This is a genomic window from Nitrosospira sp. Nsp18 (genome assembly GCF_900103145.1).
Lineage (GTDB): Bacteria > Pseudomonadota > Gammaproteobacteria > Burkholderiales > Nitrosomonadaceae > Nitrosospira.
In genome coordinates this window covers 35,087-46,039 of record NZ_FMWY01000030.1, presented here as the reverse complement: position 1 = coordinate 46,039, position 10,953 = coordinate 35,087, and the positions used below count along the sequence as shown (strand labels likewise).

The 10,953-nt window shown below is 52.4% G+C and carries 11 protein-coding genes; 1 reads left to right on the top strand and 10 read right to left on the bottom strand.

Features of this window, described 5'->3' with window-relative positions:
• Window positions 1-142: 142 nt before the first annotated feature.
• The 9 genes from rplT to BLS94_RS12180 form a co-directional block, all read right to left on the bottom strand.
• The gene (gene rplT, locus BLS94_RS12220) at window positions 143-502 is read right to left on the bottom strand and encodes a 50S ribosomal protein L20 (RefSeq protein ID WP_072766570.1); all 360 of its coding nucleotides are present in this window, start codon (window positions 500-502) and stop codon (window positions 143-145) included.
• A gap of 11 nt (window positions 503-513) precedes the next feature.
• Window positions 514-711 carry a 50S ribosomal protein L35 gene (gene rpmI, locus BLS94_RS12215; RefSeq protein WP_072766571.1) on the bottom strand — a complete coding sequence of 66 codons (198 nt, stop codon included), beginning with the start codon at window positions 709-711 and terminating at the stop codon, window positions 514-516.
• Window positions 712-912: 201 nt separating this feature from the next.
• The gene (infC, locus tag BLS94_RS12210; RefSeq protein WP_371130291.1) at window positions 913-1,503 is read right to left on the bottom strand and encodes a translation initiation factor IF-3; all 591 of its coding nucleotides are present in this window, start codon (window positions 1,501-1,503) and stop codon (window positions 913-915) included.
• 20 nt (window positions 1,504-1,523) lie between these two features.
• Window positions 1,524-3,440 carry a threonine--tRNA ligase gene (gene thrS, locus BLS94_RS12205; RefSeq protein WP_090961448.1) on the bottom strand — a complete coding sequence of 639 codons (1,917 nt, stop codon included), beginning with the start codon at window positions 3,438-3,440 and terminating at the stop codon, window positions 1,524-1,526.
• A gap of 384 nt (window positions 3,441-3,824) precedes the next feature.
• Entirely contained in the window at window positions 3,825-4,829 is a 1,005-nt protein-coding gene (locus BLS94_RS12200; RefSeq protein ID WP_072766574.1) for a PstS family phosphate ABC transporter substrate-binding protein, read from the bottom strand.
• Window positions 4,830-4,980: 151 nt separating this feature from the next.
• A complete protein-coding gene (gene glmM, locus BLS94_RS12195; RefSeq protein ID WP_090961445.1) occupies window positions 4,981-6,342 on the bottom strand; it encodes a phosphoglucosamine mutase in 1,362 nt (453 codons plus the stop codon).
• Window positions 6,343-6,396: 54 nt separating this feature from the next.
• Complete coding sequence (gene folP / locus BLS94_RS12190) at window positions 6,397-7,173, bottom strand: dihydropteroate synthase (RefSeq protein ID WP_072766576.1); 777 nt, start codon at window positions 7,171-7,173, stop codon at window positions 6,397-6,399.
• Between the two features lie 145 nt (window positions 7,174-7,318).
• Window positions 7,319-9,214, bottom strand: coding sequence for an ATP-dependent zinc metalloprotease FtsH (gene ftsH, locus BLS94_RS12185; protein WP_072766577.1), 1,896 nt, complete (start codon window positions 9,212-9,214; stop codon window positions 7,319-7,321).
• 161 nt (window positions 9,215-9,375) lie between these two features.
• Window positions 9,376-9,996, bottom strand: a complete 621-nt coding sequence (locus tag BLS94_RS12180) for an RlmE family RNA methyltransferase (RefSeq protein ID WP_090961442.1) — start codon at window positions 9,994-9,996, stop codon at window positions 9,376-9,378.
• A 30-nt stretch (window positions 9,997-10,026) separates the two neighbouring features.
• Between BLS94_RS12180 and yhbY the strand changes: the two genes are divergently transcribed.
• A complete protein-coding gene (gene yhbY, locus BLS94_RS12175; protein ID WP_090961462.1) occupies window positions 10,027-10,398 on the top strand; it encodes a ribosome assembly RNA-binding protein YhbY in 372 nt (123 codons plus the stop codon).
• A gap of 47 nt (window positions 10,399-10,445) precedes the next feature.
• Here yhbY and greA read toward each other — a convergent pair whose 3' ends face one another.
• Window positions 10,446-10,922 (bottom strand): transcription elongation factor GreA, encoded by a 477-nt coding sequence (greA, locus tag BLS94_RS12170; RefSeq protein ID WP_072766580.1) that lies wholly within the window; start codon window positions 10,920-10,922, stop codon window positions 10,446-10,448.
• Window positions 10,923-10,953 lie beyond the last annotated feature (31 nt).

The following is a 10,953-nucleotide window of genomic DNA, read 5'->3' as shown; positions in this document are numbered from 1 at the left end:
TTACCATATCAAGGTCTCCTTTTCGGTAACCTTCAATATGGCGCAACGTTATTTCTCAGAATACCTTTCGGTTACATTTAATTCGGCGCAATTCGAGGCGTCTCTGCCTTTAACCTCCTCGCAGCGGTTTTTGCTACTATTGTTATACGGTCAGGCTGGCTTTGGCCTGCTCAACTATTTTCGCAAAAGCCGGCTTATCAAATACAGCAATATCAGCCAGAACCTTGCGGTCCACTTCAATCGCGGCTTTCCTCAAACCGTTCATGAAAACGCTGTAGGATAACCCGCATTCCCTGGCAGCAGCGTTGATACGAGCAATCCACAAAGCCCGAAACTGGCGTTTCTTCTGGCGGCGGTCGCGGTATGCATATTGCCCCGCTTTCATCACCGCTTCCTTGGCAATACGATAAACGTTTTTTCGGCGGCCCCGATAGCCTTTCGCCAGATCGAGGACTTTTTTGTGACGAGCATGAGCCGTTACACCACGTTTTACTCTTGGCATCTCAGTCTCTCCTAGGCGTAAGGCAACATGGCACGCACGGATGGCGCATCACTGCAATGAACGCCCACGGTTCCCCGCAACTGACGTTTGCTTTTCGTGCTTTTCTTGGTAAGTATATGACGTTTGAACGCTTGCGCACGCTTGACGCTGCCGCCCGCTCGCACCGTGAAGCGCTTTGCGGCCCCACTTTTTGTTTTCATCTTTGGCATTGCATTACTCCTGCTTTAACATGACGCCGGGTGTTTCCTGATCGGAACACTTTAAACCCGGAGATCACTTGTTTTTCGAATGGCGCAATATCACACCGGTGCCCACTTTTGCGTTATCTGATTCACGCTTGGATAAGCGGTCCTGCTATCCTCTCTCCAACTTCCTGCTGCTGCGCTATACAGTCAGGCGAGTTTCTGCCCTTAATCGGGGGCTACATCAGTTTCCGTAGCCACCTTTGGCTTTGCTTCCTTTGGCTTGACTGCTACTTCTTTCTTTCGGGGAGACAGCACCATCACCATTTGCCGTCCTTCCATCCGGGGAAACTGCTCAACCACCGCATGCGGCTCCAGATCATCTCTGACGCGCTCAAGCAGACGCACACCAAATTCCTGATGCGCCATTTCACGTCCGCGAAACCGTAACGTGATCTTGGCCTTATCGCCTTCTTCAAGAAAACTGATCAGGTTACGCAGCTTGATGTTGTAATCGCCCTCGTCCGTGTTGGGCCGGAACTTGACTTCCTTGATCTGGATTTGCTTCTGCTTGAGCTTGGCTTCGTGTTTTTTCTTGCTCTCCTGATAACGAAACTTGCCATAATCCATCAGCCGGCACACGGGGGGACGAGCGGTGGGGGCGATTTCAACCAAATCGACCTCGGCTTCCTCCGCCAAAGTGTTAGCGGCCGCCAACGCGACTATACCTATTTGCTCTCCATCTACACCAATCAAGCGCACTTCGGGCGCGTTAATCTCCTGATTGATACGGGCTGCTTTTTCTTGAACTATAGTAATTCCCCAAATGTGTTAATAAATTAAACCTCACCCGCTCTCAGGCATATCTCTGCTTTAAGCCGTTCTATCAGCATCGGCAAAGACATCTGACCGAGATCGGAGCCTACCCGTGTTCGTACTGAAACCGTTTGTGCAGCCACTTCCTTCTCCCCCACGATGATTTGGTAGGGTAACTTTTGTAAACTATGTTCTCGTATTTTATAAGTTATTTTCTCATTTCTCAAGTCCGCACACGCCCGTATGCCATTATGCTTGAGCTCTTCGGCTACTTTCCGGGCATATTCTGCTTGTCCCTGAGAAATATTCAATACTACCGCCTGGTCCGGCGCAAGCCAAAGTGGCAAGGCGCCTGCATAATTTTCCAGAATAATGCCAATGAAACGCTCCAATGATCCGAGAATCGCCCGGTGAAGCATGACTGGAACCCGACGGGAGTTATCCTCGGCCACAAATTCGGCATCTAATCGCTCCGGCATTGAAAAATCAAGCTGGAGAGTACCGCACTGCCACAAACGGCCGATGCTATCCTTGAGCGAAAACTCGATTTTGGGTCCGTAGAAGGCGCCTTCGCCAGGTTGCAGCTCCCATATGAGCTTCTTGTGATCCAATGCAGCTTGCAATGCGGCTTCCGCCTTATCCCACTGCGCCTCCGATCCCACGCGTTTTTGAGGACGGGTTGAAAGCTTGACCAGAATCTCATCAAAGCCGAAATCGGTATAAACCTTTTGCAACAGGTCAATAAATTGTATCACCTCATCCTGTACCTGGGCCTCGGTACAGAAAATGTGCGCGTCGTCCTGAGTAAACGCTCGCACTCGCATAATGCCATGCAAAGCGCCGGATGGTTCATTCCGATGACACGAACCAAATTCCGCCAGACGCAACGGCAGGTCCCGATAGCTTTTCAGTCCCTGCTTGAACACTTGGACATGCCCAGGGCAGTTCATGGGCTTGACCGAAAATTCACGCTCTTCCGATTGGGTGATAAACATATTTTCGCGGAAATTTTCCCAGTGCCCTGATCGCTCCCATAGACCTTTATCCAATACTGAGGGCGTGCGGATTTCCTGATAACCGTTATTGCGGAATATTTCCCGCATGTACTGCTCTATCTCCTGCCATATGATCCACCCCTTGGGATGCCAGAATACCATACCCGGTGCTTCTTCCTGAATATGAAACAAATCCAGTTGCTTGCCGAGTTTACGGTGATCACGCTTTTCCGCTTCCTCAAGGCGACGCAGATAGGTGTCCTGATCTTCCTTTTTGGCCCAGGCGGTGCCATAAATTCGCTGTAACATCTCATTGTGCGAGTCGCCGCGCCAATAAGCTCCCGCAAGCTTCATCAGCTTGAAAACCTTGAGCCTTGATGTGGCAGGCACATGCGGGCCCCGGCATAGATCGGTAAAGTTTCCCTGGGAATAGAGCGAAACTTCCTCATTGCCGGGAATGCTCTCGATGATCTGCGCCTTGTAGTGCTCGCCCTGTTTCTTGAAAAAATTGATTGCCTGGGAACGCTCCCAAACTTTACGCTCAACTTTCAGGTTGCGTGCGCTGATTTCCCCCATACGTTTTTCAATTGCTGCCAGATCATCCGGCGTGAATGGACGGTGAAAGGAAAAATCATAATAAAAGCCGTCGTCAATCACGGGTCCAATAGTTACCTGCGCTTCCGGAAACAACTCTTTCACTGCATGCGCCAGCAGGTGGGCGCTGGAGTGACGGATAATTTCCAGCCCTTCCGCGTCCTTTTCAGTGATGATCGTCAAGTCGCTATCAGTTTCGATGGTGCTGGACATATCCACCAGCTTGCCATTCACTTTGCCGGCCAGCGCGGCTCGAGCCAGTCCTGCACCAATCGATGCCGCGACGTCGCCAACCGTCACCGGGTGGTCATACCTGCGTTCCGATCCGTCCGGTAAACGAATGACAGTCACGACTTATTCCTTTTTAAAAGATATGAAATTACACAAACGATAAAAATTTTACAGGAATCAAAGTTCTTTCACTGCTTATGGCTCCAAGAGCCTATTTTCCCATATATTTGCGTCCGCGCCCAATTTGCCTCATGCAATAAGACAAAGTCGTAACGAGTGGAATAAGTGAGCTCCAGCCCTGGACGTAGGGCAATTTCCGTAGAGGAACTGCTCCAGTTCCAGAGCTTGGGAAAACCGGGAAAGAGGGGAAAACGAAACGCTAGGACAGATGCGGTTGGGCGGGTACCAGTGATGTTCAGCAAATCCGTTTGTTTTTACCGAATCTGCCGCGGGTCTTACGTCACCTCAACCCATCCGCGATCTGATGCTCCACTATATGTGGAATTATAGACTGGTCTCGCGATTGAGTACTTCTTCAATTCTGAGATTCACTTCGGGTTTGCCCCCAAACACAGTTCCTACCTTCTTTTCGGCAAAATGCTTCAGGTTGGTGGCATAGGCCTGAGCCGGCAGGGAAAAGAATTTAACTTCCTGCACCAGCGCAGGCGCATTTTTCATGTAAAACTCAATAAGCTGTCTGACTTCAGGCCGCTCTGCCGACTTGATGTTCACATAGATGAAAACAGGGCGGGACAGCGGCTGATAAGTTCCGTCCTCCACGGTCTGGGCGGATGGAACGACAGCGCCCTTACCTGCGTCAATGGCGACTACCTTGAGTTTTTTCTTATTTTCGGCGTAGTAGGCAAAACCAAAAAATCCGAGGCCGTTCTTGTCGCTAGCTACTCCTTGCACTAACACATTGTCATCCTCGGATGCGGTAAAATCCCCACGGCTCGACTTGGCTTTACCAACAATGGCTTCCGTAAAATAGTCGAAAGTACCCGAATCGGCGCCCGCACCGTAGAGCTTTATCGTTTCATCGGGCCATGTTGGATTCACCTGGCTCCACTTGGTGATTTTGCCCTGCGCCGCAGGCTCCCAAATCTTCTTTAACTCTGCGACAGTAATCGTTTTACTCCAGTCGTTCTTGGGATTCACTACTACAGTCAGCGCATCAAATGCGATCGGCATTTCGACATATTGGATGCCCATTTTTTTGCAGTCGTCCATTTCCTTTTTCAGAATTGGGCGCGACGCGTTGACGATGTCCGTTTCACCACGGCAGAATTTCTTGAAGCCCCCACCAGTCCCTGAAATGCCCACCGTCACTTTAACCGCACCTTTTCTTTCCTTCTGAAAATCTTCCGCCACTGCTTCAGTAATGGGATAGACAGTGCTGGAACCATCGATTTTCACGATTGCATCGGCCCCCGCAATACCGTTGATACTGATCAATCCGGCAAATACGACAGACATTCCCAGTTTATTACTATTCGGTAAGTTCAACATTTCCCCCGTTCACTTGTCGGATGATCAGATATTAGTCTTGAAGTATCGTCATGCTAGATCATTAGTATTACGGTCTTGTGACATTCCTTGTAAACCTCTGGATAAGTCCGTGCATGTCCGCTGGAATGTCTTGCACTGATTTATCAGCTTTTCATTCCGCTGCAGCGTTTCGCACAATATCCGCTATTTTTTCTGCCCAATGCTTAACCTTCTGCTTAGACTCACCCTCCACCATCACTCGTACCAGTGGTTCTGTGCCTGATGGGCGCAACAGCACGCGGCCGCTATCGTCAAGATCGCGCTCGGCATCCGCCTGGGCCGCCCTGATCGCGAGGTTGGCGCGCGAATCGAAGCCCTTGGGGACCTTGACGTTAATCAACTGTTGAGGATAAAGCGTGACGCCATGCGCAAGCTCCGGCAGCGTTTTGGCGGAGTCTCTCATGGCATATAGCACTTGCAACGCGGAAATAATGCCATCACCGGTGGTATGCTTGTCGATGCAAAGAATATGGCCAGAGCCTTCGCCGCCCAGTTGCCAGCCTTCTTTCTGCAAGAGCTCCAATACATGGCGGTCGCCGACGTTAGCGCGAGCAAACGGAATATCCAGTTTCCTTAAACCGTTTTCTACCGCCAGATTAGTCATTAATGTTCCCGCTACCCCACCCTTGAGCAACCCCTTCTGCTGGCGATGCTTGGCGATGATATAGATCAGCCGGTCACCATCGTAAAGCACGCCTTTTTTGTCAGCCATGATTACGCGATCACCGTCTCCATCAAGCGCAATGCCAATATCAGCCCGATGCAGCCGGACCGCTTCCTGCAGGGCGGCACTATGCGTCGCGCCGCATTCAAGATTGATATTGAGACCGTCGGGCTGCGCACCGATGGCAACAACATCCGCGCCCAGCTCATGCAGCACTGGGCCAGCAATTTGATATGTCGCACCATGAGCACAGTCAACTACGATGCGCAAACCACGCAAATCGAGATGATTCGGAAAGGTGCTCTTGCAGAATTCGATGTAACGCCCTCTGGCGTCATTGACCCTGCGCGCTTTCCCAAGCTGCGCTGACGGCATCGATTTGATGGGCGCCTTCAGTCCTGCCTCTATCGCATGCTCGGTCACATCGGGCAACTTCGTGCCCGCTGCGGAAAAAAATTTGATGCCGTTGTCTTCGAACGGGTTATGTGAAGCGGAAATGACTATACCCGCCTGCAGTCGCAGTGCGCGAGTGAGGTAGGCTACCGCCGGCGTCGGCATAGGCCCGGAAAGCAGCACATCCACTCCTGCGGCGGAAAGCCCCGCTTGTAAAGCTGATTCAAGCATATACCCTGATATGCGAGTATCCTTACCGATCAGTACCGCTGGACGTTCGCCCTTGGATAGATGCCATTCCGACGACGCCAGGACGTTACCGGCAGAATAACCGAGGTGCATAACGAATTCGGGCGTAATAGGCATCTCTCCTACACGCCCGCGTATGCCGTCAGTGCCAAAATATTTTTTTGTCAATTGAATGTTCCGTGGATAGTTACTACAGTGGCAGCGCAAGCGCCACCCTGCAGTTTATTGTCGTTGTTCGATAATATTATAAACCGCTAGCGCATCCCTGGTTGCTTTTACATCGTGCACCCGCACAATTGCCGCACCCCTCGCCACTGCCAGCAAAGCGGCGGAAATACTGGCGTGAACGCGGTCATCCACCTGGTTGCCGGTTATTTTCCCCAACATTGCCTTGCGCGACAATCCTACCATTACCGGTACATCAAGATCGGTGAAGCGGTCGAGGTAGCGCAGCAACTGGATATTATGGTCGTGGGTTTTGCCAAAGCCAAAGCCAGGATCTATCACCAACCGCTCACGCGGGATACCTGCGGCTTGCGCCGCATTGAGGCGCTGCTGCAAAAAGACTTTCACTTCCGCCACCACATCATCGTATCGAGGGTTGATTTGCATGCTCTGCGGAGCGCCGCGCATGTGCATGAGGCATGCTGCCACGCCTCCGGCGGCAACCGCTTCAAGCGCACCTGCTGCCTGTAGCGCATTGACATCGTTAATCATGGTGGCGCCCGCCTTTATCGACGCACGCATCACCTCCGGCTTGGATGTATCGACCGAAACAGATACATTCATGCCAGCCAAAGCCTCAACTACCGGAATGACGCGGCGCAATTCTTCTTCCACACTGATGGAGGTGCTGCCGGGGCGAGTAGACTCGCCGCCCACGTCCAGCCAGTCCGCCCCCTGTTCAATCAGGCGTGCCGCATGGCGGAGCGCGTGCTCGGTCGAGCCGCACAAACCTCCGTCAGAAAAGGAATCTGGCGTTACATTGAGGATCCCCATCACGAGGGCGGCGCGAGGATGATGCGCGTTAAATTGCGGGAATGGGAACACGGAAATTTGGCGGTGTAGCCGTCAATTGGAAAAAGAAAAAGGCGGGACGAGCCCGCCTAATTCATTTTGTACAGCTCGGAAATACCTTCAACGCTTAAACTTCCTGAGCTGGCGTCGCTGTTGGTGCTGGCGCCGTCGGCGGCGTATTGTCCCTGGGCGGCGTCGGCGTGGATTTGCTAGGCTTCGGGGCCCGGGGTGGACGGCCTTCCATTATATCGCCGATCTGATCAGAGTCTATGGTTTCCCATTCCAGCAGGGCTTTGGCCATCACCTCGATTTTGTCGCGATTTTCCTCGATCAGCCCTCGCGCCAGTGTGTACTGCATATCAATGATACGGCGAATTTCTACGTCCACCTTCTGCATGGTGGCTTCGCTGACGTTCTTGTGGGTGGTAACGGAGCGGCCGAGAAAAACTTCTCCCTCATTCTCCCCATACACCATCGGACCGAGGGAATCCGACATGCCCCATTGCGTGACCATGCGCCTTGCCATTTCCGTAGCACGCTCAAAGTCGTTGGATGCGCCCGTGGTCATCTGCCCCATGAATACTTCCTCGGCAATACGTCCACCAAACAAGACTGCAATGTTCTGCAGAATTTCCTCGCGATCCATGCTGAAACGGTCTTCCGTCGGTAACTGCATCGTCACGCCTAGCGCACGTCCTCGCGGAATGATGGAAACCTTGTGCACCGGATCGGTTTTGGGCAGCAACTGCGCCACTACCGCATGTCCGGATTCGTGATAGGCAGTATTGCGCCGTTCGCGCTCCGGCATCACAACAGAGCGTCGTTCCGCACCCATGAAGATCTTGTCCTTCGCACGCTCGAAGTCGTCCATATCCACAAGTCGCTTATTGCTACGTGCCGCAAACAGTGCTGCCTCGTTCACCAGATTGGCCAGATCGGCACCGGACATCCCCGGCGTACCTCGCGCAATGATTTCCGCATGCACATCGGGCGCGATCGGTACCTTGCGCATATGTACGTGCAGTATTTGCTCGCGGCCACGAATGTCGGGGAGCGGTACCGTCACCTGCCGGTCGAAACGGCCAGGACGTAATAGCGCCGGGTCAAGCACATCAGGCCGGTTGGTAGCTGCAATCACAATAACGCCGGCGGTTCCCTCGAAGCCATCCATCTCGACCAGCAGCTGATTCAATGTTTGTTCCCGCTCGTCGTTCCCGCCGCCGAGGCCCGCGCCGCGTTGACGGCCGACCGCGTCGATTTCATCGATGAAAATAATGCAGGGTGCGTGCTTCTTGGCTTGCTCGAACATGTCACGCACTCTTGCCGCACCGACACCGACGAACATTTCCACAAAATCAGAGCCGGAAATACTGAAAAACGGAACTTTGGCCTCGCCCGCAATTGCACGAGCCAGAAGAGTTTTACCCGTACCCGGACTTCCCACCATTAATACACCGCGGGGAATCCGCCCGCCCAACTTCTGGAACTTGCTGGGATCACGCAAGAATTCGACCAGCTCGAAAACCTCCTCTTTGGCCTCCTCGCAACCCGCCACGTCAGCAAACGTTACCTGATTGGTGGACTCGTCAAGCATGCGTGCCTTGCTCTTTCCGAAAGAGAATGCACCACCACCCCGGCCGCCACCCTGCATTTGGCGCATAAAGAAAATCCATACGCCTATCAGTAGAAGCATCGGAAACCATGAAACGAAAATGTTCATCAGCAGCGAAGGCTCTTCTTCCGGCTTGGCATCAATGATGACGCCGGCCTTCAGCAGGTCGCTTACCATCCAGGGATCCGAAGGCGTGTAAGTGGTAAAACGCCGACCATCGGATTTGGTGCCTTTCAGCGTTCGTCCTTCAATGGTCACCTTGGCAATCCTGCCCTGCTTCACTTCGTCGATGAACTGCGAGTATTCCATCGGCGCCTGTGCCGCCTGTCGGGTGCTGAACTGATTGAACACCGTCATCAGCACCAAAGCAATCACAAGCCAGATGGCCATGTTTTTAATGAGATTGTTCAAGATAGCTCCTTGGCTTGCGCCGTCAAAATCCTTGAATGCTTCATTCTAAACCCATTTCGAGATTTATAATAGCCAGCATGCCCTCCATGGCTCTTATAGTGTTTCGTAAACCTGATGTTTCGTAAACTCGCCTGCATATCACTTGCTTTCGGTTCAAGTACTCATTTCCGCTTCCCCATCCCCAGCAAATAGATTTCACTGCTGCGACCCCGGGATGCCTCAGGTTTACGTGTTATCACCCGACTGAATGTAGCACGCATTGCGCGTAAAAATTCCTCAAAACCGGAACCTTGAAATACTTTGACGAGAAAGTTACCATCAGAGTTCAATCGCTCCACGGAAAACTCCAAAGCAAGCTCCGCCAGATACATGCCGCGCGCTTGATCGGTTACTCCTATGCCCGTTATATTAGGTGACATATCCGAGATTACAAGGTCAAGAGGACATTTCCCGAGATGTATTTTCAATTCCGCCAAAATGGACGCTTCGGTGAAATCGCCTTGAATGAATGTGACGCCGGGCAAAGCCGCCATTTCCAGCAGATCCAGCGCAATCACCCCGCCTTTTCCAGCCAGTTTTTCTGCTGCCACCTGCGACCACCCACCCGGTGCCGCACCAAGGTCTACCACTGTCATGCCTGGCCGAAGCAGATGATCACGCTCGGCAATCTCGATCAGCTTATAGGCAGCACGTGAACGGTAACCTTCTTTTTTTGCCTGCTTTACAAAAAAATCATTCACATGCTCTTTCATCCAGGCTTTGCTGGTTTTGGAGGATTTCATCGCGTAAAATGGATGCTTTTCGGAAAACTTATGCTAGAACTCGCACTCGCGCGACGGCGAGCACTCAAGGCGCTTGCCCATGCCATCAAGCCAATTGTCTGGATAGGCGGAGCAGGTTTGTCGGAAAGCGTTATCCATGAGCTGGATCAGGGGCTCAAAAGTCACGAGCTGATCAAAGTCAAAGTGTCTGAGGATGAGCGCGAAACAAGAAACGCCTTGCTGGTTGAAATCTGCGAGCGCCTCGGAGCCGCCCCTATACAGCATATCGGCAAGATATTGGTAATCTATCGTCCCAGGCCGGAAAAGATAAGTTCACCCGGCAATACCCCTGGTCGCAATGACAAGAAGTCACGCCGGACCAGACCTGCCAGACATGGTTTACCGGGCGGCGCCCCGAGCTGATACGTTACTGCACATAGCTTATCGGAAAGATATAGATATAGCGATGCTCAAACATATCTCACGTCAAGAATCTCATACTCCCGCAATCCACCCGGCGCCATGACTTCGGCCACATCCCCGGGATACTTGCCGATCAGCGCGCGAGAAATGGGGGAGCTGATGGAGATTTTTCCCTCCTTGATGTCGGCTTCGTCGTCCCCGACAATCTGATAAGTTACCGTCGTCGCGTTGGCCATGTCCTCCAAATCGATAGTTGCGCCAAATACACAGGCGCCATCCGCATCGAGCAAAGCGGGATCGATGATCTGAGCATTGGAAAGCTTACTCTCTAATTCGGCGATGCGTCCCTCGATAAAACCCTGTCGTTCCTTGGCGGCTTCGTATTCCGCATTTTCGGAAAGATCACCGTGAGCGCGGGCTTCCGCAATCGCCGCGATAACGGCGGGACGCTGCACGGTTTTCATTTCTTGCAATTCGGCGCGCAGTTTTCCGGCGCCGACTACTGTTAAGGGAATTGTGCTCATAAGACTTTTATCACCACCTGTTTTGTTTTCG

Excerpts from the sequence above, each read along its gene's own strand:
- rplT (WP_072766570.1), bottom strand. The coding sequence starts at position 502 with ATGCCAAGAGTAAAACGTGGTGTAACGGCTCATGCTCGTCACAAAAAA.
- rpmI (WP_072766571.1), bottom strand. The coding sequence starts at position 711 with ATGCCAAAGATGAAAACAAAAAGTGGGGCCGCAAAGCGCTTCACGGTG.
- BLS94_RS12200 (WP_072766574.1), bottom strand. The coding sequence starts at position 4,829 with ATGTTGAACTTACCGAATAGTAATAAACTGGGAATGTCTGTCGTATTT.
- folP (WP_072766576.1), bottom strand. The coding sequence starts at position 7,173 with ATGGGGATCCTCAATGTAACGCCAGATTCCTTTTCTGACGGAGGTTTG.
- BLS94_RS12180 (WP_090961442.1), bottom strand. The coding sequence starts at position 9,996 with ATGAAATCCTCCAAAACCAGCAAAGCCTGGATGAAAGAGCATGTGAAT.
- yhbY (WP_090961462.1), top strand. The coding sequence starts at position 10,027 with ATGCTAGAACTCGCACTCGCGCGACGGCGAGCACTCAAGGCGCTTGCC.
- greA (WP_072766580.1), bottom strand. The coding sequence starts at position 10,922 with ATGAGCACAATTCCCTTAACAGTAGTCGGCGCCGGAAAACTGCGCGCC.